The organism is [Borrelia] finlandensis (assembly GCF_030438365.2).
Taxonomy (GTDB): Bacteria; Spirochaetota; Spirochaetia; order Borreliales; family Borreliaceae; genus Borreliella; species Borreliella finlandensis.
In genome coordinates, this window is record NZ_CP179479.1 from 1 (window position 1) to 23,133 (window position 23,133).

General features: G+C 24.9%; 16 protein-coding genes and 2 pseudogenes. 11 read left to right on the plus strand and 7 right to left on the minus strand.

Going from position 1 to position 23,133, the window contains the following annotated elements:
• Positions 1-1,370: 1,370 nt before the first annotated feature.
• A pseudogene (locus tag QIA19_RS04815) lies at positions 1,371-1,890 on the minus strand (virulence associated lipoprotein).
• 71 nt (positions 1,891-1,961) lie between these two features.
• Positions 1,962-2,099 (minus strand): hypothetical protein, encoded by a 138-nt coding sequence (locus tag QIA19_RS04820; protein ID WP_012672221.1) that lies wholly within the window; start codon positions 2,097-2,099, stop codon positions 1,962-1,964.
• Between the two features lie 1,495 nt (positions 2,100-3,594).
• Between QIA19_RS04820 and QIA19_RS04825 the strand changes: the two genes are divergently transcribed.
• From QIA19_RS04825 to QIA19_RS04845, 5 genes are all read left to right on the plus strand, one after another.
• Complete coding sequence (locus QIA19_RS04825; RefSeq protein ID WP_418905145.1) at positions 3,595-4,410, plus strand: 5'-methylthioadenosine/adenosylhomocysteine nucleosidase; 816 nt, start codon at positions 3,595-3,597, stop codon at positions 4,408-4,410.
• A gap of 590 nt (positions 4,411-5,000) precedes the next feature.
• Positions 5,001-5,756, plus strand: coding sequence for a hypothetical protein (locus QIA19_RS04830; RefSeq protein ID WP_012672234.1), 756 nt, complete (start codon positions 5,001-5,003; stop codon positions 5,754-5,756).
• Between the two features lie 794 nt (positions 5,757-6,550).
• Positions 6,551-6,769, plus strand: coding sequence for a hypothetical protein (locus QIA19_RS04835; RefSeq protein WP_010256964.1), 219 nt, complete (start codon positions 6,551-6,553; stop codon positions 6,767-6,769).
• Positions 6,770-7,578: 809 nt separating this feature from the next.
• A complete protein-coding gene (locus QIA19_RS04840) occupies positions 7,579-8,253 on the plus strand; it encodes a CRASP family complement regulator-acquiring lipoprotein (protein WP_012672228.1) in 675 nt (224 codons plus the stop codon).
• Between the two features lie 353 nt (positions 8,254-8,606).
• Complete coding sequence (locus tag QIA19_RS04845; RefSeq protein ID WP_418905146.1) at positions 8,607-9,422, plus strand: virulence associated lipoprotein; 816 nt, start codon at positions 8,607-8,609, stop codon at positions 9,420-9,422.
• Positions 9,423-9,972: 550 nt separating this feature from the next.
• On the opposite strand, the gene QIA19_RS04850 is transcribed toward QIA19_RS04845, so the two are convergent.
• Positions 9,973-10,104 carry a hypothetical protein gene (locus QIA19_RS04850; protein ID WP_012672211.1) on the minus strand — a complete coding sequence of 44 codons (132 nt, stop codon included), beginning with the start codon at positions 10,102-10,104 and terminating at the stop codon, positions 9,973-9,975.
• A gap of 1,581 nt (positions 10,105-11,685) precedes the next feature.
• Between QIA19_RS04850 and QIA19_RS04855 the strand changes: the two genes are divergently transcribed.
• The 5 genes from QIA19_RS04855 to QIA19_RS04875 all read left to right on the plus strand — a co-directional run bounded on the left by QIA19_RS04855 (position 11,686) and on the right by QIA19_RS04875 (position 17,126).
• Positions 11,686-12,768, plus strand: a complete 1,083-nt coding sequence (locus tag QIA19_RS04855) for a plasmid maintenance protein (RefSeq protein ID WP_418905147.1) — start codon at positions 11,686-11,688, stop codon at positions 12,766-12,768.
• A gap of 26 nt (positions 12,769-12,794) precedes the next feature.
• A complete protein-coding gene (locus tag QIA19_RS04860) occupies positions 12,795-13,349 on the plus strand; it encodes a DUF226 domain-containing protein (protein ID WP_012672237.1) in 555 nt (184 codons plus the stop codon).
• Positions 13,325-14,077 carry a ParA family protein gene (locus tag QIA19_RS04865; protein ID WP_418905148.1) on the plus strand — a complete coding sequence of 251 codons (753 nt, stop codon included), beginning with the start codon at positions 13,325-13,327 and terminating at the stop codon, positions 14,075-14,077. Before QIA19_RS04860 ends, QIA19_RS04865 begins: the two co-directional genes overlap by 25 nt.
• Before the next feature lie 58 nt (positions 14,078-14,135).
• Positions 14,136-14,708, plus strand: coding sequence for a chromosome replication/partitioning protein (locus QIA19_RS04870; RefSeq protein ID WP_012672229.1), 573 nt, complete (start codon positions 14,136-14,138; stop codon positions 14,706-14,708).
• A gap of 1,239 nt (positions 14,709-15,947) precedes the next feature.
• Positions 15,948-17,126 (plus strand): MFS transporter, encoded by a 1,179-nt coding sequence (locus QIA19_RS04875; RefSeq protein ID WP_418905149.1) that lies wholly within the window; start codon positions 15,948-15,950, stop codon positions 17,124-17,126.
• A gap of 559 nt (positions 17,127-17,685) precedes the next feature.
• Here the strand turns inward: QIA19_RS04875 and QIA19_RS04880 are convergent.
• The 4 genes from QIA19_RS04880 to QIA19_RS04895 all read right to left on the minus strand — a co-directional run bounded on the left by QIA19_RS04880 (position 17,686) and on the right by QIA19_RS04895 (position 22,040).
• Positions 17,686-18,492 (minus strand): complement regulator-acquiring protein, encoded by an 807-nt coding sequence (locus QIA19_RS04880; RefSeq protein WP_418905150.1) that lies wholly within the window; start codon positions 18,490-18,492, stop codon positions 17,686-17,688.
• Between the two features lie 626 nt (positions 18,493-19,118).
• Positions 19,119-19,769 carry a CRASP family complement regulator-acquiring lipoprotein gene (locus QIA19_RS04885; RefSeq protein ID WP_012672246.1) on the minus strand — a complete coding sequence of 217 codons (651 nt, stop codon included), beginning with the start codon at positions 19,767-19,769 and terminating at the stop codon, positions 19,119-19,121.
• A 412-nt stretch (positions 19,770-20,181) separates the two neighbouring features.
• Positions 20,182-20,676 carry a P13 family porin gene (locus QIA19_RS04890; protein ID WP_012672232.1) on the minus strand — a complete coding sequence of 165 codons (495 nt, stop codon included), beginning with the start codon at positions 20,674-20,676 and terminating at the stop codon, positions 20,182-20,184.
• Between the two features lie 524 nt (positions 20,677-21,200).
• Positions 21,201-22,040, minus strand: a complete 840-nt coding sequence (locus QIA19_RS04895) for a virulence associated lipoprotein (protein WP_418905151.1) — start codon at positions 22,038-22,040, stop codon at positions 21,201-21,203.
• A gap of 490 nt (positions 22,041-22,530) precedes the next feature.
• On the opposite strand from QIA19_RS04895, the pseudogene QIA19_RS04900 reads away from it, so the two are divergent.
• A pseudogene (locus QIA19_RS04900) lies at positions 22,531-23,090 on the plus strand (P52 family lipoprotein).
• Positions 23,091-23,133: the final 43 nt, after the last annotated feature.

The window sequence follows — 23,133 nt, forward strand, 5'->3', positions numbered from 1 at the left end:
ATATAATTCTTTAATAGTATAAATATTTCAACTCCAAAGATTAGCCTTAAAAACTTAAACCTTAATCTAAAAAGATAAACTTTACCCCCAAAAAAGCAAAAATAAATGGTATTTTATTTTTTAAAAGACAAGCTATTAGCAGAAAAATTTTTACAAAATTAATCCAAATGAATTCCTCCTAATTGGTGAATATATCAATTTTTCTAGCGCTATTCACCAATTACTTGGAATATTATTAGAGACCCCTAGAATCCATTGCCTCATCTATCTAAAAATCAAATATAAGAACTCCTTGCAATTTTAAATCTAAAATAATCTCTTATACATTGAACACCTGTTTACAAATTAAAGCATATTCTCTAATTTGTTTTTATCTATTGAGCTTATAGACAAAAACAAATTACTATCTATTAATGCAAACAAAATTAAGTGTGGCCAAAAATATATTTGGTTTTAGAATTAATGCTAAAAAACTGAAAATTGCTTACTCTTAATTGTCAAGCCCAAGAAACATTATATACAATTAAATACAACTAATTAAAAACACTTTTCCAGTTAACACACCCTACAATCTACATCAAAACTCAACCACATTCATTTAAACCTCTAAAGCTCACAGTCAAGGCAATCTAAAATATTATCGAAACAGCACTAATGAATTTATATCTACTATTACAAAATTTGATTTCAATTTTTTTATACTTAAAATAAAACTTAAAAAAGCTCGCATAATCTAAAGCGATATATTAATGATAACCCTAAAACATCTAAGAATCTAAAAAAAGCTAGTAAATTGTAAAAGCAAATTATATCTACAATTTTTTAAATTAACGTATAGAAAATTTTTTGCAATTTCTATTTGAAAAACTTAACAATTGTTAAAATAATAAAAGGCATTAAAAGATATATCAGTGGATACACTACATTTTAGTAATAGCTACAAAGAAAAAGGGAAAAACATAGCTATTTAAAATAAAAAGTTGCTTAAAACAAAAGTCAAAAAGGGAGAATAGCACAAGCGAAGAATATTTGCAAAAGGCAAATTTAAATGCTAGAGAAATCATAGAAATAGTAAGTTTGAAGAAATGAATCTTATATTTAATTTAAAATGCTTTTAACTTGTTTAATATATCAATATTTTATATTACTTAAAACCTTGCATCAAAGCAAAAGAAAACCTAAATTCTTAAAAAGAATAGATAAAGCAATTACTAATCTTGTATATAAACTTCTAGTAAAAATAATATAAGAATTTTCAAGCCAATAATAAGAATAGTAATACTTGGTTATATAGATAAAATATTTTTCTATATAAGCTAAAATATACTTGTTTTTAAATTATTATTTTTAATAACTTTAAAAAGCTAAACCTACGGGTTATATGTTGACACTATAAAATTTTTTAAATTATATGCCTCGTGAGCTTTTTCTCTAAATTGATTGTGAAGTTTCTTTACATGAGATTTAAGCTTATTAATATCTGTTTTTATAAGATCTTTATTATTTTCATAATCCAATATAAGTTGTTTTGACATTGCTGAGACAGTTTCTATGATAAGATAATATGTCAAACAAATTTTTAAGCGTCTTTAAATCCGAAATATCCAGATTATTTAGCTTATCTTTTTTAGGGTGTAAGTGGTCACTTGCTGTGTCAAGAACTCCCCCAAGAGTGCCAAAGTCGACTAATATATCTTCCTCTGATGCTAGCAATATAATATCAGAGAATTCCTTTAATTCATCAATATCTAGAGCGCTTAAAATAGTATAGGTATGCCTTCTAGATCTTACAGATCTTTCAGTATTGGCAGACATCACTTCAGTCCCGCTTCCCCAATGCAATGCCTTAAAAGCCTGTACCCCATATTGATCCTTAGGTTCTTCTTCCATTTTTTTATATATTCTTCTTTATATACGTAAGCTGTTTCTATTGAATTTTTTAAATCATTAAGTAGTGTATTTTATATTGCTATATTTGGGTCTTCTTCTATGCTGGGCTTATTATATGGATACTTAATGTCTTTTTGATCAGTATTAAAATCTGTACCGCAAGCTAATAATAGAAAAACAAATATATTTGCAATTATATGATATTTCACAAATACTCTCCTTTATACCATTCCTTATTTATACTTATTATAAGCAAATATTTAATTTGATTTAATATTTAATATTTAATATTTAATTAATAAAATTAAATATTTTTAACTTAAACTTTTTTTAAAATCTATTTTATATATTCTTGATTAATTTTTATAAATTAATATACTAATTTAATATCCCAATTCAAAAATTTAGATATGCTTGCTCATTTTAATAAAACAAATTCACTGCTCTTTAAAACCCTTTGCAGATTCCTTAATTATTCTTAAATTCTTTAGATTTTTCAGATATTTTTTCAATTTTTATAAAAACTCCTCTAGTTTATTTAAATCTTCGATTTTAATTTTGACAGTTTTGAAAATTTTGGCTCCGATCAACAAATTTATTTAAATTTTATCTCTTAATGTCGATCTAAACCCTTTCTTAAATTAACAACAAAATTTTCTATTGTAAGTAAATCATTGAGTTTATTTTAAATTTTTATTGTTTTGATAATCTAACAAATCTGTTTTATAGCCGTTGAAAAACAATTGTCTTATAGATAATAATTGTTCAAGAGAATTTTTGGCATTTTTTAAATCTGAGATTTTTCCCTTATCTAAACATCTTTTTTAGAAAATGGGTGATTAATTGATTTTTTCAAGTTCAATAAGCTTTGTCATTTTAAATCTTAAAAAAATCACTAGAATTGGGGAATTTGCAATATTTTGCTTAAATTTCAATATTTCATCATATAATTTGTCTTTTTGAATAAAATCTCTTATAGCTTTAAGCAATCTTTAGTTTAAAACCTTTTATAAGCACATCTAAAGCATTAGAGTTATAAACTATTTCTGATACCAATCTCGATATCCAAACCATATAATAGAATCCCAAGCACATAGAGCCAGCCCCCAAAATACAAGGAATTAGAATCAAGCAACACATAAACCATTTCAATAACTTCTAAGTATAAAATGCTAAAGCATTAATTTTGCTATTGCTTAAACTATTTTCGAGCATGCATCTGTATTAAATTTAAGCTTGTTTTTTTTATTAATGGTGTCATCTTTTGCATCCTTGTCAAATACAATTTCACTTTAATTTTAATAAAAAATAAAATATTTAGACTCACCAATGGGCTTCAGTGCCCGCATTAAACCTAAATGTTTAATTAAAATTTTTAGTTATTCCCAATGCTTTTTCTATCTTGCAATCACTTTTAAAGTTCTTTCAAGATAGTTTCTTTTTGCACGTTACTTAAACTTACATTCAAATAATAGGGTAAGTTGCTTTATATATCTTTATTTTTTTGATTTTTGTATTTGAGTGTTGATATTATTAGTAATATTAATTTAAACTTTACTCTTAACTAAAAGCTTATTTTATTGTTAAAAATAAAACACAAACAATACCCTATAAATAGTTTAATATTGCAATATTATTTAAACTATAAAAATATGCAAATAATAATTTATAAATTAATAAAAAACATATAAGGGAGCTTTCTTAATGAAAATCAAAAATATAGCAAACATATTAATATTTTTTTTATCTGTAGTTTTAAATAGCTGGGGAAATGAGTCAAAAATAAATACCCCAAATGAAAATTCTCAAAGTAATATTTTAATAATCTCAGCTACAAAAGCAGAAATAGAAGAGATAAACAAGATTATTCAAAACAAAAAATATATTTCAATAGAAGAACATAGAAGAAAAAAAAAGATTGCCATTGGGAAATTAATGGATCATAATATAATCACCATAGCTACAGGAGTTGGAAAAATAAATACGGCCCTTTGGACAAGCTATATTATATCAAAATATAAAATTAGTCACATAATCAATGCTGGAGTTGCTAGTGGAATTTATAGTGATAAAAACAAATTTATAAAAATAGGAGACGTTGTAATATCTACAGAAACAATAAGTTACGATTTTGATCTGCATAGATTTGGATATGAAATTGGACATGTTCCAGAACACCCTAAAAAATTTAAAGCAAACACTGCTCTTATAGGGAAAACTTCTAAAATAAAAATAAACAATATAACCTCATATATGGGCTTAATAATTACTGGAGACCAATTCATTGATCATCAAACTTTTCAAGAAATTCCAGAAGAATTTGAAAACGCAATCGCAATAGACATGGAAGGCGCCGCAATGGCTCAAGTAGCATACGGCTTTAAAATTCCCTTTATAATCATCCGGGGAATATCTGATATAGTTAATAATGAGAATAATTATGATGATTATAAAAAATTTTTAAAAAAAGCTTCTTCTAGCTCAGCAAAAATAGTAGAAAACTTAATTAAGTTAATGTAACTTAATTAAGTTTTTAATTAGATTTTGTATTTTTTTTGTTTTTTCATAATCTTCTTTAAGTTTGATTATAGCGACTTTTAGTAGCTGTACTCATCTCTTACACTTTTATTCCAGAATTATAAAATTACCGTCTTCTTTGCTTACAACAATTATTAGAGCTCCTTGCTAAAATCAATATAAAAGGAATAAAGTAATGCTTAGTATTTTTTGCCTTATCAATAGAATAAATCTCTTCAATGAATACTATTTTATAACAAGATCTCTACGCTGTGCTTGATTATATCTTTTTTTGATTATAATCCCTCAGTAAGTAATATCTTTATTAAAATAACTACCCCCAAATACTTAAAAGCTAAATTATTAATCCCCTTGATACAAAAAGCTTAATTTTAATAATTTATTTATTACACAGTTAACACAACATTGTAAAAACACAGATTTTCTAATTAAGTTTTAACTTGTTGGCATAGGTAGCCTTTGGTGCTAGATAAATAGTATTAAGACATTTTTCATAATGCACAATAGTTAAAGCATTAGAATTGCATTATATATTAATAACAATTATTATTGTTTAATTTAGGAGTTTCAAAATGAAAAAAGTAGTATTATTAATATTGATGAGCTTAATCAGTTCGTGTAAATGGTACGAAAATAAAGCCGCAAAAGAAGTGAACAAAAATAGCTTGATGGCCTTAACAGCTGGTGAGCAAAACTTAAATGAATTAAGTGAAAGAAAAATAAAAACATTAAGTACTCAAGATCTCTTAACATTGGCGAGTGAAGCCAAAATCGATGCTGAAAAGTCCAATGAAGAGGTTAATTCTCAAAAGAAAAGCAAAAAAAATAGTAAAAATATTGAAGTAAAAGATACTCCTAAGCTAGTTAAAGCAATTAAAAAGTCATCAGAAAAGATTGATTTGGCTTTTAAGGCATTAATTGGGTCAGGCTATAACGCATCACCAACAGCTAAAAGTAATTTAGAAAATGGATTAAAGATGATAAATTTGCTAGATGAATTGTTAAAAATAGCAGTAATTAATGGAAATGACAATAGCATTAGCAAATACAATGACCTTAAAAAGGCAGTAGATAATTTCAATAATCAAAATTCATTAATAAAGGTATATTTAAAAAATTCAAGCAATGAAGATAAAATTGAAGCTAAAAAATGCATAAAAACACTTATGCGCAATGTTGAAACATATTTTGAAGGCGTATATGATGAGCTTAAAGATGAAAATAAAAATGGGCATAACGGTATATTAACAACTCTAAATGAGGCAATTGGTAAAATAAAAAATTCGGCAATGACCATACATGTTTGTTTTAATATAGATCAATTTTGAAGGCTTTTTATATCTAAAATTTTTCCTTAATTGAGTTAAAGTGCACAATTAAAAAAAATAAAAATAAATCTTTAAGATATCGCATAAAGGATTAATTTGCTATGTCTTGTTGGCAATTCTTTTATAAGCAACATTCCAACAAGATATCAATATACAAACACCAAATATGAAAATATGCTATTTAGAAAGAAGAAAAAGTAAAAAAGATAAAATATTTTAAACTGCCTTCCACTATGCTAAACTCCAATTAATCTACATGGCTTAATGATTCACTTTACATGGCTTTGCATTCCAAAAAAGAGCGCTGCCTTTGCCATTATATATCAATTTAATTTTTTTGGATTTTAGGAAAAACATGATTTACCATGCCATATCCCTGTAATTTTGACAAAATCGTTAAAATACTGTAAAAGTATTTGCACTATTTATATTTTAGATAATAAAGCCTGCCTATAAAGAACTCATATTTTTAATCCAAATTGAAAGGCCTAAAACATACAATCATAATCATTGCTAGATTCATTATTTCTAAAAAAGATCGCCATATTTTTAATTATATCAACTATTGAAAAAAGGTTTTAGAATAAAAGGGTAAAAACATTAATAATCCACCAGCAAACATTTGCAATAATAGCATCACAAGTTTAAAATTAAAACATATATGTTGAGTAAAAATCCAAAAATCAGATCTGTTTATAGAATATTTATAACCAGTTATTGCTACGAGTCACAAAATTCAAAAAATAAAAGAATCAAACTGCTATAATAATTTTAAACAGTTAGGAAGAGTTAATATGATTAAATTCCCTAAAAACCATATATCAAAAATACATATCATAAAAGAATATGAGGATGTTACTATTAAGTGGGATAGAGAATACTCATTATTTAGAAAACTACATGGTAAAAATAAAACACTTGAAGATTGGTTAGAATATACCCAAAAAGAAGAAAATCAAAAAATTAAAGAATTTGCAAATAAATTTATCAAAAAAAGAAAACCGAAAATATAAAAATCGCAAAGAAGAATTACAAAGCATAAATAAAAGTTATATAAATCGGTTACAAAAATACTGCATTGACATTTAAGATCTTGCAAAAGAGTTCTCTCGGGATATTTTAAAATAGAAAAAATTAAACGCTTTAAGTATAAATGAGCCTATAAAAAGATTATAAAATAGAGAATTTGAAAAAAATAGTAAAATTTTGTTTTACTTTATAATAGTAATTTGAAATTATAAAGTAAAAAATGAATTTTTCAAATAAAAGGTGTTTATATATAAAAGACCTTACAAAAGAAAATATCTAATTTGGCATAAAGGTTTAAAAAGATATTTAAAAAATAAAGAATTTTTTATAAGGGAATAATTTGAATAATAAAATGGTAAATATTCTGACAATAATAAGGGATAATATATCATACCGTATGTCAGCATTTATTACTAAAAAAGACTTTAAATTAAAATGAATCGGGCCCTGGGTGGTTAATATTAAAAATAAGAATATTTTAATATTAACCCAAGACAAAAGAAGATTAATTTCTGATAGATCTAAAAGGAAATCCCCTTCTAAATAAAAATTATTTTATCTAAAAAAGATCAAATAAGAATAAAAATTAAAAATATAATAAGTGGGCATCTAAAATTTGATTAATGTTTATAAGTATAAAAAAACAAAACAATGTAAATTTAATCCTATTAATACAAGATGAGGATATTATTTTTTATACAAATTATACTTGTTAACAACAAAATACATTATTATGTTGTATGATTTCTAATATAATAATAGGCTTAATCTAAGCCAATTAAGGAGAATATTTATGAAAAACAAAATAATTTTATGTATGTGTGTTTTTTCGCTTTTAAATAGCTGTAATTTCGACAATGATACTGAAGCAGCAACAAAAAAACATGCTGATAAAATAAAAAACGAATATATTAATGAAATAAAAAATTTAATAGCGACAAATAAAGAAAGTATAGACAAAAACGAACTGCTACAAGCTAAACCGGCAAATCAAAAGCCTGCAAGCAACAAAAATGAGGAGAAGGCTTTCAAGATAGATAGCAGAGCTTTCGACTTTATAAATAGTTTTTTAACAGATGATGAATTCAACGAATTTGAAAAAATATTTCACAAACCAAAGCTACAATCGCCCGGCAAGATATTAAACAGCATAGCAATTTTAGAGCTTACCCTAGAGAAAACAATTAATCACTTAGACTTAAAAAAAGATGCTTTAAATAAGGCAAATACCCTAGATTTGGAAAAGATTAAAAATTCTCTTAAACAATTATTCTCTATAAGGAAATTTTTTTCAACAAGCATAAAACAGATTTTGTTAGATTATCAAAAAAATACAAATTCTATAAAAACAGAGGATTCTAAATTAGAAGAATACCTGGGCACAATATTAAATCAGTTTAATGAAAAAAATAAAGAGGTTGGAAATCTGAAGAACACTATATTATCAATATCTATCCCAACATTATGAATTAAAACTTATTAATAAGGATTTTTAAAGCAAATTAGGCCTTTAAATATAAAGGCCTAATAAAAAAGTTCATTATTTCCTATTAATATTGCCTTAATAAAACGCATTGGGATTTAAATAATTATAAAAAAGCAACCTTATTCACTTCATAAATAAAACATACTATCTCCCTAATAACAAATTTGGGAAAAATCAATCAAGGATATATAAAAATAGATCTTAAAAAAGTTTAAGCTACAATAAATTTATTTATTTTATTTAATTAAATACTATGTATTTAATTAAATAAAATATTTGCTTATAATAAGCATAAATAAATAAATAAATATGAAACTATGTAAAGGGGGGTATTTATGAAATACCACATAATTACAACTATATTTGTTTTTCTATTTTTAGCTTGCAGGCCGGATTTTAATATCGATCAAAAAGACATTAAATACCCGCCTACTGAAAAATCAAGGCCCAAAACTGAAAGCTCCAAGCAAAAAGAATCAAAGCCTAAAACAGAAGAAGAACTTAAGAAAAAACAACAAGAAGAAGAGAAGGAAAAACCAAGAAAACAACAACTAAAAACTACACTATCTAATGATTTAAAAAAGCAAATAGAATCGGCCTACAATTTTAAAGAAAAATATGTAAAAAGCATGGAAAAAGAACCTGAAGACCATTACGGGATGACGTCTTTTAGGGGATTGAATTGGGGGCCAGGGACTGAAAGGATGTCTGACAATACCGAAAGATCTATAAGATATAGAAGACACACTTATACTGTTTTAAGCCCCCTGGATCCTCATGAATTAAAGGAATTCGCAAATATTATTCAAGATATAAATAAACTAGCATCAGTAGTAAGTATATTTAATTCTTTTAGCGCTATTGGAGGAGCTCTTGACATAGCAAGTGATCACCTATATTTCAAAAAAGACAATCTAGACAAACTAGATATGGCGGATTTAGAAATGCTTAAAAATTCATTTGAACAAATATTATATATAAAAGGAAGTGTTGCAGGAAAAGTAAAAAAACTTTTTTTAGATTATAAAAATCTAAAAACAGATATTAATAAGCTTAAATCTTATTCAAATGAACTGGTTAATGAAATTAAGCAACAAGCTCTAGAAGCAGAAAATCTAGAAGAGCTTATAGTGTCAAAATATAAACTTTAATGTTTCGCTTTTAAAATTTATTAACAATTTAAAAATGTATATTTAAGCTTTTGTGAAAAAATATTTTATCTATTTGAGTAAGGTATTACTATTAATATGCTTTTTGGCTTAGAAATTCTTGTATTTTTTCCCCTGAAAAAGTTTTAGATATCATAAAAAGCATATTCAACCCCGATAAATTAATTTATATAAACCTATATCTATCTAAAGTTCATATAAATTATAGGTTAACAATTCTTTTGTTTTTTAGTTGAAAGCCCTTAAAATATAGAATTATTTCCTCAAAGTAAACTACTTTTTCTATAAGTCTCTAATTTGTTAATTTGCTCTTTGTACATACTCTCTTCTGCTGCACTCTTATATCTCTTTTTGGTCATATGGTAGCGTTTCTAGATAATCGCGTGTTCTTGTGCGTAATTGATTTCCAAAGGTCTTTAATACCAAATAGACAGTCTTTCGGAATACTTACCTTGGCTAATCTATTTATCGACACAAATATTTACATTCTTGCTTTTAAAAATATTGTTAATAGCTTACATTAAGTTGCTAGTTAAAATACTGTATTTTTGGAATCTTGGTCAAAATCAACAACTATTTCCTTATTTTCTACTTTTTTCAAGCAATGTAATAAAACTGCTCTCAAATTATCTCTTTGTGCTTGGCCGAAAACTCCGCGTTTCATATGTCCCCCAATTAACTTTTTGACCTATTTTTTGAAGAGCTCGGCAGCCACTTTGCAATATTACATAACCAATATCGTCCATTCCTATATATATAATTTTGATTTTAATGTTGCTCGTCCAACAAACCAATAATCCAATGTACTTGTTGATTACTTTTTTAATAAAAAAATATGCTTAAGTATATAGACAATTTGCTTATTGGGAATTTTTGATTATCATTTAATTCATAATTTTTGTTAAAATATAATTTTTAAAGCATTATTTTTTAATATAATTATTTTCTTAATTGAGCTTAAATTTATTTTTTATAAAAGTTTTTATTAATTTTAGTTTAATCACAGTTTACAATTCCTATTCAGTTGATATAAAAATAGCATAACATTGTATAAATATATTTTTATGCATGTTGGACAAATGCCTAAAAAACAAAATTAATTATGTATTATAATAAGTTGTTTTTGTAAAACACAAAACTTCAAAATTCAAAAACCACTATAATTTAAAATATGCATTTGAGAACTCAAATGTAATCAAGTTTACTAAAGAAAATATAAAAAGCTCTAAAGAGCACACAAAAGCTGTACTATTGGTTAAATAAAAAATACGCAATTAAAATATTTGAAGCAAACAAAGCTGATGAAGTGCATTCAATAGTATGCCTCTAGAAAAAGAAAAATCACGTCAAAAAATTAAAAATAACTCGGACCATTAAAAAGACATAAACACTTTATAATTTTTTAATTATATAATTATATTAAATAACACATCTTTAAAGAAGATATACCCCCCCGATCTTTTTTCAATCCTTGCTAATATTTTTCTTTGCTTTTAATAGTGTCTTTTCTTTAATATCTATTAATACATATTTGCTAACTAAATAAAAGATTCTTAACTTTCATAATCATTATTAATAGATATTAAATATCATGTCCAATATTATATTAAGACATGTAACTAACATCTACATTTTTATATAAGCAACTCTACGGCCAAATAGTTAATACAATATATCAATAATGTTGTCAAATTAAATTCCCAATCAATTAAAATTTAAATATTTATACCCATATCCTTTAAAATTTTTGATACCGCTATTTAATTTTTTTATAAACTTATATGAGCTTTTAAAAATTTAATTCCCTCTTATTGAATTTTCCAGATCTAAATTCAGATTATTATTAACAACTAAATTCCTCTAATGTTTTTATTCTTTAATTTAGTACATATGTAAAAAGTATCAAAAACTATTTTTACTGTCTCTTAAACAAAAAATTTTTGTAAAAGCTCAGGGCTTACATAAGTTCTCTGACCAAAGAACCTATATAAGCCCTGCTTGCCTCTCATAAAATGATCAAAAATAAATAGGTAGTTAATATGAAAATATTCTTCTACACTAGTTGTAGTGTAGCTCAAATTAGAATTAAAATCAACTTGTCTTCAGGCTAAATTGCAATCTTCCCAATTATAAACATTGCAATAAATTATTAATTTTTATGATTTTTTTATAAAAGTATTTGCTTTTATTTAAATACTGTGCTATAAATGTATTTATAGAAATCAAAATAACTAGGAGTATTAATATGCAAGATACATTTATCAACCGCAAAAGCACACCTTGCCAGAATAAATTACAACACAAATTAATAGTTTTTATCTCAACGCTAAAGTATATAAACAGTAAATATAAAAAATATACCCAAAGCAATATACTTTATTACTTTAATGAAAATTTAAAAAGAAATGGACAGTCAACTGTTAAACTAAAAACAATGCAAAATTATCTTTACAAATTAGAAAAAGTACTAAAAGTTACAACTAACTACCATAAACATTTGGGAGTAAATTTTGGAACTGAAATTTATTACAAACTTAATTATCCAAAAAAAGAATGCTACCTTAAAATCAATCAACACTTTAAAGAAAAAAAAGATATAAGATTCCAAGCAAGGGTTAACAACTACCTTAAAGACAAATTTAATAAAAAGGGGAATCTAAATTTAGAGGAGTGTAATAATAATAACAATAATAATAAAGAAGAAGAAGAAAATATAAAAAACAACAAAATAGAAAAATGTCAAATAAAAAAATATTTCAATAAATGCAACTTTTTATCCAAAGAAGCTAAGTCCATTTTAAAATTAAACATTAGTAAGAATAAAACAATTGAAATAATAAAAATAGTAAAAAAAATTGAAACCAACTTAACAAAAAATAAAAACAAAGTTTGTTTTAAGAAAAAGCAAAAAATATTGAAAGAAATACTAAGCAAAACTAAAAAGCAATTAGAAAAAAAAGGACATGAAACTAAGCAACTGAAACTCAAAATCGAAAACATATACAAAAATTATAAAACCAAACCCCACTTTATTATTGAAAATAAAAAATACAAAGACCTAGACGAAATAAAGCTTAAACTAGAAAAATCAATTGAAATTAAAAAAGAAAGTATTGCAAAAAAATATATACATATAAAAGTAAATATTTTCAACATACTAATAGAACAATTGAAAAAAGAATTTGAAATAAAAACTTTAAAGCCAATTATAAAAAATTATCTAAATAGCAAAAAAAACCCAGAATATGATAAAGTGTTTAATGTCTATTATTATGAACTATTAGAAACTATAAAGAAAACGAAAAATAACCTGTACAAAGATTGTTAAACAAAGATGTTATATAAGGATAATATATGAAAAACATCATAAAATCTATAAAAATAGAGAAGCCCAGAATTAAATGTAAAAATAAAGATCGTTTCATAAAGATTGAAAAAGAAAATGATAAAACAATGTATCATACAAAAATAATGATGGATATTTATAAATTGGGAATTGATAATAAAAGAAATGAATGTCGTATATCATTAAGAACACTATTTAATCAAATGAAAGTCGAAGAGGTTCGTTTATATTCTATAAAAGAAGGGGACAAATTTTTAGGTATTTACTATGGATATAGAAAACCTATAAAAAACATTTTCGTAAAATATGAAATAAACGGAACCATAAAGTCATATGGATTATCAAAAGCACATTACATAGAATTTAGATTTAAAAAAGGAAGCGTTTTTTGTTACTTTAAGGGATTGTTTCGTTTATTAAAAAAAGAAAAAGGAAATACACCATATAATATGGCTTGTATTGATATGTTTACAAAACTAGAGAAACACGTATATGAATTTTACGGTAAAAAATATCCAGAAAAAGGAATAATTATAAGATGGATAGAAAAAAATCAAAAATAATAACAATTGCAAGCCTTAAAGGAGGTGTTGGTAAAAGCACAACTTCAATAATACTTGCAAATCTATTATCGCAAAAGTACAAAGTACTTTTGATCGATACAGATGATCAAGCTGCTACTACAAGTTATTATTATAATGAATTAGAAACAAAAAATTTCGATGTATCTAAAATGAACATAGGAAATGTTATAAAAGACGGTACAGATATTAATAAAAGCATTATTAATGTTGAAAATAATATAGCTTTGATACCTAGTTATATAACAGTTGATGAATTAAATGGAGAGTATTATTATGATAACCGGCATCTTCCAATTGAATTTTCATTAAAGACGAAATTAAATTCCATAGCAGACAACTACGATTATATTATAATTGATACTAACCCCAAAAGGAATTTCACATTAAAGCTTTCTTTAATTGGCAGTAATTATGTAATATCTCCAATGACGGCAGAAAAATGGGCAGTTGAAGGATTTGAAACATTAAGAAGGTATATAAAAGAAGTTGCTGGAATACCAATATTTATTGTTATTACAAGGTTTAAAAAAAATGTTACTCACAAGCAATTAATGGAAATAGTAAGCATGAAAAGCGGGTTTTTGGGATACATAAGCGAAAGAGAAGATTTAAATAAAAGAATAGGGTGTAATGAAAAATTTGATTTTTCAAAAGATTACATTATTGAATATAAAAAAATATTGGATGTTTTTTTGGGAAAATTGTAAAAATTGACAAACTTAATAAGTCCGGCATGCCGGACTTATTGGAAATAAGGGCAAAAATATGAATAAAAAAAACATTAATTTAAAAATTAATAAAAGAATTTCAGAAAATAATTTAAATTATATTCTTGATCAAAGCAATGAGAATCAAAGAAAAGAAGAATTTGAGCGATTAATTACACAATTAAAAAATAATATTAAATCGGAAATATATAATATTATTGATACCATGAAGATCCTTAAGAAAATAAATGATAAGAAGCTCTATTTAGAAGGAGGATATAAATCTTTTAAAGATTTTTTATCAGATTTTAAATTAGCAAAGACACAGTCTTATGAATATATAAAATTAGCCGCTGCAATTGAGGCGGGAATATTAGAAGAAAATTTTATTACCAATAATGGAATAAGGGCCTCTATAAGATTTATTAAAAATAAAACAAATGGCACAATAAAAAAATCAAAACAAAATCCAATAAAACCATTAAGATTTAAACTCAAAAACCAGGAAAGTTATGACTTTTATAAAAGCAATTCTAGGTTTGTAAGTTTTATGATGGATGAGATTTTTAAAAATAAAAAAGATTTTCTTAATAAACTTTTAAAAAAATATAAGGAATCAGAAGAACAATAAGAAAATTTTATAAGCAAGTTAATCTTTAATATTATTGAAATATAAAATATAAAGTTAGAAATTGTAAATAACTGATTTAATAAATAAGGAAATATATACAAAAAAGCAACTAAAAATTTAAAAGATCATTTACCAAACAGAGAAATTTTATTTGGTTAAAGCATTTGAAAAAATTAAATATTATCAAAGAAAAAGGTAAATTGATCTCAATTGACAATAAATTGTCAGTAATAAGCAACGGAGGATGCTTTTAATTTTGATTATAATAAATTTTGCAAAGAAGCACGCTTAATAAGCACGGTTTAATAAGTTGGGCAATATCTTGATTAGCGACAATGTGTTTTGATAATCAATGGTGAGACGAGCACTTAAAAATATTTTAGAAGGAATAGGCCATTTAAAGGAAATTTATATATATATTTAAGAGCAAGGATTTGAATAATTTATGATTTAGAGCTGTAGAATTTATTAAAATACAAAAGCAACTATTGAAAAAATGGGCAAATTAGAAACTTTAGCAGGGGCAGTGATTTATAAGGACGGAGGTGTTAATGACGATATTATATAGGCCTAAAGGCCAGCAAGGACTACTATTAATTATATAAACACTGTTGTTTAAGATTTTTTTAAAAAAGAAGTTATTTTTAAATAGCAAATATTTTATAGAATTTATATTCAAGCATAAATTTAGGAATTAAAATCAATGAGTTTACTATGAATCTTAAATTTGTTTTATTAAATTCAAAACCGCCACACCCCTATTTTTTAGCTATATAATTGGGGTTCTACGTTGTCCCCCGTTATTTTTAAGTAAAAGATATATATTTAAAGGCAGTCAGGCCTCTTTTAGGCATATTTTTTAATTAATAAATTTTGTATTTAAAGTTCTATTCCACTTATAAATATTGTCTATATCAATGATTTTTCAAGCATTGGTCCATTTTATATTCCAAATATTTTGTCTTGTCGTTAATTTATTGACATGGGAATTATAAAAAGGTCATCATCTTTTAAATTAAAAAGTAGAATAATATTAATAAATAAAAACCATCAAGCCCCCTTTTTTTTACTAATAACATAATTGCATTGATTATGGTTGTTGTTGATATTATTTTTGACTTTGTCAATGAATATGGAAAAAATAATTTTTTAAATAAAGAAATTGGTATTAGTAATTGCAATTTATTATATTTTATTTATATTTTTTTTTAAAATATAAATAAAATATAATAAAGATTTATGATAGAAAGCAAACATCAAAGATATTATTTTTATTCATTATTTTTGTCAGAACTTGCAAGGACTTTGCCACATGCTGTATTAACTATTATTTTAATAAATAAAGGGTTATCACTAAAAGATATTGCTATGGTACAAATTTGTTATATGGTAGCAATTATTATTTTTGAATTTCCATCAGGTGTAATATCAGATATTTTTGATAGAAAAATTGTTTACTTGGTGTCAATTTTTCTATTAATGATTTCTTATTTTATTGTTTTTAAAACCTCTTCATTCGTGTTTATTTGTGTTTCATGGTTTATATATGGGATGTTAGCTGCTATTAGCACCGGCACGATTGACATTAGCTTTACTAAAACATATCAAAATAACTCAAAAAAGCTAAAAGCTTTTATATCATTTGTAAAAATAATCCTAAGTATTGGTGCTATTTTAGGCGGATACATTGGAAGTGTATTATATTTGTACATTGATATAAAAATTTATCTAATTTTATTATTAATATATTTGGTAGCGTCTTTAATTACAATTTTTTTTATACCAAATGATAAAAATCCACATTATAATCATGGTAAAGAAGATTTAAGTTTATATCTTATAAAGTTTAAAAAAATTGTAATAACATTATTGAAATCTAAAGAACTTTTAGAATTATTTATTTTGATTGGCTCTATTCAATTTTTTTATCAACCTTTTTATTTGTGCTGGCAAGCAATTTTTATTGACAAAACCATATCCGTTAGTATATTTGGAATTATTTATGTGCTATTTCGTTTATCAGATATTGCAGGAGCATGGGCATTTAGAAAAATTAAACATTCAAAATATGATATTTATATTATTTTAACCACAATATCTTTATTGTCAGTTTTAATAAAAATAGTTTCACATATTTACATATTTATTGCTGTAATCACATTTTTAGTAATTTTAATTGCCATTTATTCTAATAATTTAGAATATTTTTTAAGAAAAAATATAGATTCAAAGGTTTTGGGGACTATAACTTCTATTAATAGCATAATATCCCGTATATTTTCATTTTTAACATTAGCTATATGTTCGGTTTTAACTAATTTTATAAGTGCTATAAATACATTTGTTTTATTAATATTGATTTTTTGTACATTATCTATTATTGTGGTGTATAAATTTAGAAATAATAGAAAAAGATAGAAAATAGAATACTATTAACATTTTTTAAATAAAAGATATTAGAAGGCTTTATAACTTATCTATTTTGGATTAAATCTTTTTAAAGATCGAATTATAGTTTGCTTAATATTAAACAACATATCTTTTATCATTCATAGAGATAAATGATAAAAGATTCTTTATTTAAAGAGGGCAAAAGAATATATAGCGTGTCTAAAAAGTATAAAATTAAAAGATAAAATTAAAATCAATTTAAATAGTAAAAATCAAATGTTCACACATTTTTAGACCATTAAATCTATAATACACTTAAAACCAAAGTTTAATAAAAAATAACAAATGATTTTCCATCTAAATTCCACAGGAATTATAAGTGTAGATGAGTTTGTTAAATAGATTTATTTTGATTCTGAATATGCTTTTTATGATATCTGTAAAAACTTTTTCAGCAGAAAGAATACAAGAATTTCTAAGCCAAAAGTAATATTAATGGTGATGCCTACTCAAATAGATAAAATATTTTTCCACAAAAGCTTAAATATACATTTTTAAATTGTTAATAAATTTTAAAAGCGAAACATTAAAGTTTATATTTTGACACTATAAACTCTTCTAGATTTTCTGCTTTTGTAGCTTGTTCTTCAGATTCATTGTAAAGGTCATTTAAATAAGATTTAAGCTTATTAATATCTGTTTTTAGATTTTTATAATCTCTTACAAGTTGCATTGCCCCGCTTGCGACTCTTTCTTTTGCAGACAATATTTCTTCAAATGAATTTTTAAGTTTTTCTAAATCTGACAGATCTAGTTTGTCCAGATTGTCTTTTTTGGGATATAAGCTATCAGTTGTTGTATCAAGAGCTCCCCCGATAGAGCTAAAGAAATTAAACATATCTACTACTGGCACTAGTTTATTTTCATTTATAACAATATTTGAGAATTCCTTTAATTCATGAAGACTCAGAGTGCTTAAAATAGTATAAGTATGTCTTCTAAATCTTATAGATCTTTCGGTATTGGCAGATACATCTTCAGTCCCCGGCCCCCAATTCAATCCTTTGAAAGCCTGTACCCCATATTGATCTTCGGGTTCTTCTTTCATTTTTTTTTTATACTTTTCTTTATGCTCATTAGCTGTTTCTATTTGCTTTTTTAAATCATTAGATAGTGTATTTTTTAGTTGTTGTTTTTTCTTAAGTTCTTCTTCTTGTTTTTTCTTAAGCTCTTCTTCTGTTTTAGGCTTTAATTCTTTTTGCTTAGAGTCTTCAGTTTTGGGCTTTGATTTTTCGGTAGGCGGGTATTTAATGCCTTTTTGATCAGTATTAAAATCTGTACTGCAAGCTAAAAATAGAAAAACAAATATAGTTGCAATTATATGGTATTTCATAAATACTCTCCTTTATATCATTCCATATTTATTTATACTTATTATAATTAAATATTTAATTTGATTCAATATTCAATATTTAATTAATAAAATTAAATATTTTACTACAACTTAAACTTTTTTAAAATTTATTTTATATATCCTTGATTAATTTTTGTAAATTAATATCCTAATATAGTGGTACTGGTTCAACAATTTGGACATGCTTGCTTATTTTAATAAAACAAGCTCACTGTTCTTTGGATTCTTAAGATATTTTTCATTTTTTCTAAAAGCTCCTCTAGTTTATTTAAATTTTCGATTTTAATTTTGACAGTTTTCAGAATACTTTCGGGCCGATCAACATCATTTATTTAAATTTTATCTCTTAATGTCGATTTAACCTGTCTGAAATTAATAGTAAAGTTTTCTATTATAAGTAAATCTCTTATTATGTTTATTTTAATATTAAAATAATTGTTTTTGCAATTTTTACTTCTTAAAGGTTAATTGGTTGTTATTTGTCAATTAATTTCCATTTATTTTTTTGTTCGTGTAATTAAATTTCTGAGCGTTTAATTAAAGCAATATTAATGGTAAATAATAAACTTTTATATTTAAAGGTTTAATTTACTTAAACCCGCATATTAATTAGGCAGTGATAATATGGTTTTTCTCAGATTTCCAACCTCTTTATTTTTTTCATTAAACTGATTGTATATCGTATCGAAATAGGTTTCTTCTGATTTAGAATTTTTATTGTTTTGATGATCTAATAAGATCCTTTTTATGATTGTTGAAAAAAAAATCCTTATAGAGAATAGTTGTTCAAGAGAATTTTTGATCTTTTCTAAATCCGAGGTATTTGCCTTATCCAAGGCATCTTTTTTTGAGCCTAAGTGAATAATTACCTGCTCCAGATTAAGTTCTAGAATTGCTATACTATTTAATACTTTGCCCGGCGATTTTAGTGTTGGTTTATTAAATATGGTTGCAAATTTATTGAATTCATCATTTGTTAAAAAACTATTTATAAAATCAAAAGCTCTTTTATCTATCTCAAAAACTTTCTTATTGTTTTTATCATCAACAAGGTTTTGATCTGCTGGTTTGGATTGTAGCAGTTTGCGCTTGTCGATGCTTTCTTTAGTTGTTGCTATTAAATTTTTTATTTCATTAATATATTCGTTTTTTGTTTTATCAGCATGTTTTTTTATTTTCGTTTCAGTGTCGTGGTTAACAGTGCAGCTATTTAAAAGTAAAAAAACACACATACATAAAATTATGTTGTTTTTCATAAAAATTTCTCCTCAATTAGTATAGATTAATTGTATTATTATATTAGAGAACATACAACACAATAAGCTTGACAGAATAATAAGATATTTTTATTAGATTAAATAAGTAATTTTTGACAATAAAAGTGCATTGTTATAGTCTTTTTAATATTTTTTTAAAGTCTTTTAAAAACTCTATCTAAAGATAAGATCCCATTTTTATTGCCAGGATTAAATTTATATTATTTTGATTTATTATACTAATAAACATTAACAGTGTTTATCTTCTTTTTATGATGAGCTTCTCAAGAAAATCTTCAAATTTATAAAGTCTTTGTTATTATTTTATATAAAATTTCCATTAATTAAATTTTATTATTTATATCACTACAGTAGTTTTTTGTAACTAATTTTTATAGCTTTGATATTTTATTTAGTATCTCTTTTTGAACGACAGTTGGAATCCGTTTATTCCAATATCAAAATTAGGTTCAAAACCCGCAATATCAATGCCGAGTCTTTTTTTAAGATTTGCATTGTGTTTATTTGCAAATGTAAATGGAATAATAAGTGAGGCTATGTGGGATGCTATAATCGTGCCTACTCCTATCGTTGTTATTATATGTCCAGTTGTTGCTCTTGCTTCATCATCTGTATGGCCAAGAATATTTCCAGCTATGCAAAGTATGCCTCCTAATAACTGAGATCCAAGCACTGCGCCACCACCAATATAATCTCCTTGGACAAAGGATCCTATTCCTAAAGTTAAAAATAAATTCAAAAGGAATGGTGCTAGTATAGTTGCTTTTTCGCTTTTATATTTCATAATGGCTTCAATACTTCCAACACTTTTTTCAAGCTTATCTTGTGTTGCAAAGATTTGTATTGTTAAGCCAAGAATTAATATCAATGTTAAAATTTTTTTCATATTGATATTGCCTCCCAATAAATTTTAATAATTAAATGTTAATGCAATTTATCAAAAACCCCCAAAGAATACTTAAACTATAGTTTTCATTAATACTTCTCCAAATAAATGAAATATTTTTTATAAGTCTTGAAGATGCTGTTTTTAGATTATTGATAAATTCATAAGATTTTAATATTAGGCTGTACATATATTGAATATGAGATATTAAAAATATGACTCTAAAATTAAGCGATACTATTGTGGATTTGTAGTAGTTGTATCACTTTGTATGATAGAGAGATAAATACAACTCTAAATTTTAAGGCGTATTCTTATAAAGAAATAAAAACCAAGGTAAGAATTGTCCAAAGTAAAGCCTGTGCGATTATTCTCTGATGACCGTTCTTGTAGGGCTGAAAAGCTAGCGCGGAATAAAGCAAGAAGCTATTTATAATCTTTTTTTTAGAAATGGTATTTAACAACGTTAGACCTATCTTTAGGAAAAGATAGGTCTTTATATTATGACAATTTCAATATATAAATTAAAGGTCCTCTATTGAGCATATGGCATTTTTTAGCTTTAGTGCTTCTTCGGTTTTTTTTGTCATTTGATTGAAAAGTGTGTCTGCATAAGACTTAAGTTCATTTATGTCTGTTTGTATACGATTTGTATTATTTTGATAGTCTAATAAGAGCTTATGCATCATTTCTGAGGCGATTTTTTTTATCTCTAAAAAATTTTCCAAAGAATCTTTAAGCTTTTTTAAAACTAAAGTCTCTAATTTGCCCAAATTGTCTTTTTTGGGATACAAAAAATTAACAATCTCTTCAAAAGTACCCCCAAGTGAGTTAAGGGCGTTAAATATGCCCTGTGTTTGTCCTGATGCCATTACAATTTCTGAAAAATTCTTTAAAGAAGCGTCATTAATAGTATTTAAGATGCTATAAGCTCGTTTTCTATAGGCTTTAGATCTTTCGGTATTTGCGGACAATTGCTCATTTGTTCCATCTAGCCAGAACAAATCTTTGAAAGCCAGTATTCCGTATTGGCTTAAGGATTCTTCTTTTAACTTTTGTGTATATTTATCATTATCTTTTTTAGCTGTTTCTATTAAATTTCTTAAATCATTAAGCAGCGTGTTTTCTGTTTTTTTATTAATGCCCTTTTCTTTTGCTTCTTTTTCTTCTTTGTGGTTTGCTTCTTGATTTGGGACTTCTTCTTGATTTAGGCTTGTTTCTGTTTTAAGTTTTAGTCTTTTTTTATTGGATTTTAGTCTTTTTTTACTAGATTGATGCTTTATATCTTTTTGATTAGTGTTAAAATCTGGATTGCAAGCTAAAAATAGGAAAACAAACAAGCCCGTAATAATGTTATATTTCATAAATATTCTCCTTAATTAAAATCTAAAATTTAAAATCCAATATTAAATATAATACAGTTTTAAATTAAATCCAATATTATATTGGACCTAATTTAGAATAATAAAACAGTGCAGGAATCATAACAATATTTTTATTGTGAGAAGTTTTATATTATTTTTACATGTGTTTCATTAACTTTTTTATTAAGTGTAATTATTATGCTCTTATAATATTAATTTTTATAGAATAATTTTTCTGGTAGTCTATGGACATTCTTTAGATAAAGCATTTTTTTATAAAAACATTATTTAAATATTTAATTTCTATAAATCAATATAATATTTGGTATTTAACAAGGCTTGATAAAAGATAAAATTGGTATAGACTTGTGTATTATGTTTATTTGTTCTAGCGCAAACTATCTTAGTAGAACTTTTTAAGTTTAACAACAATAGTGTTTTGATGAACTTTTATAGTTTATTTTGGTATTAAGATGGGCAAGGAGCATATATGAAGACTTTGTTTAGAATTTGTATAATAATACTGTCTGTAGCTTTATTGGGTTGTTATTTGCCTGATAACCAAGATCAAGCTGTTAAATCTTTTTTTGATAATTTGAATAATTTAGAAAATTGTGGTATGAGTGCTGATGATATTATTACTGTGGGCAAATTTTCTAATTTAAAATTACATGCAGCTTAAAATTACATGCAGCTGAACATCGTTTGCTGGATGATATAGAGAAGACTCTCTATAGCTTGAAAAATGGCAGTTATCCTGACATACCTCCATTGCCTGACTATAATGAGAACTATTTTAATAAATTCTTTTTAGATTTGGGTTCTGTTCGATCTAAAGAATTGATTAGATTATTTGGTAGAGTAAAAAATGAACATAATAATAGATTTAAAAATGAAGTTTATTGGCTGTATTTGTGTATAAGGGAATTATATTCTTCAGATATTAAGTATTCTGGTGAAAATTCACATGAATATAATGTTGTTGTGTCCAGGCCGACTATTGATCAACAATATTTTAAATTGAAGAAAGAAATAGAAGGAATACTTTAAGATGATGATTGATGTTTTTGTTCTAAGGAAAAACCGATTTATT

Excerpts from the sequence above, each read along its gene's own strand:
- QIA19_RS04825 (WP_418905145.1), top strand. The coding sequence starts at position 3,595 with ATGAAAATCAAAAATATAGCAAACATATTAATATTTTTTTTATCTGTA.
- QIA19_RS04830 (WP_012672234.1), top strand. The coding sequence starts at position 5,001 with ATGAAAAAAGTAGTATTATTAATATTGATGAGCTTAATCAGTTCGTGT.
- QIA19_RS04835 (WP_010256964.1), top strand. The coding sequence starts at position 6,551 with ATGATTAAATTCCCTAAAAACCATATATCAAAAATACATATCATAAAA.
- QIA19_RS04840 (WP_012672228.1), top strand. The coding sequence starts at position 7,579 with ATGAAAAACAAAATAATTTTATGTATGTGTGTTTTTTCGCTTTTAAAT.
- QIA19_RS04845 (WP_418905146.1), top strand. The coding sequence starts at position 8,607 with ATGAAATACCACATAATTACAACTATATTTGTTTTTCTATTTTTAGCT.
- QIA19_RS04850 (WP_012672211.1), bottom strand. The coding sequence starts at position 10,104 with ATGAAACGCGGAGTTTTCGGCCAAGCACAAAGAGATAATTTGAGAGCA.
- QIA19_RS04855 (WP_418905147.1), top strand. The coding sequence starts at position 11,686 with ATGCAAGATACATTTATCAACCGCAAAAGCACACCTTGCCAGAATAAA.
- QIA19_RS04860 (WP_012672237.1), top strand. The coding sequence starts at position 12,795 with ATGAAAAACATCATAAAATCTATAAAAATAGAGAAGCCCAGAATTAAA.
- QIA19_RS04865 (WP_418905148.1), top strand. The coding sequence starts at position 13,325 with ATGGATAGAAAAAAATCAAAAATAATAACAATTGCAAGCCTTAAAGGA.
- QIA19_RS04870 (WP_012672229.1), top strand. The coding sequence starts at position 14,136 with ATGAATAAAAAAAACATTAATTTAAAAATTAATAAAAGAATTTCAGAA.
- QIA19_RS04875 (WP_418905149.1), top strand. The coding sequence starts at position 15,948 with ATGATAGAAAGCAAACATCAAAGATATTATTTTTATTCATTATTTTTG.
- QIA19_RS04880 (WP_418905150.1), bottom strand. The coding sequence starts at position 18,492 with ATGAAATACCATATAATTGCAACTATATTTGTTTTTCTATTTTTAGCT.
- QIA19_RS04885 (WP_012672246.1), bottom strand. The coding sequence starts at position 19,769 with ATGAAAAACAACATAATTTTATGTATGTGTGTTTTTTTACTTTTAAAT.
- QIA19_RS04890 (WP_012672232.1), bottom strand. The coding sequence starts at position 20,676 with ATGAAAAAAATTTTAACATTGATATTAATTCTTGGCTTAACAATACAA.
- QIA19_RS04895 (WP_418905151.1), bottom strand. The coding sequence starts at position 22,040 with ATGAAATATAACATTATTACGGGCTTGTTTGTTTTCCTATTTTTAGCT.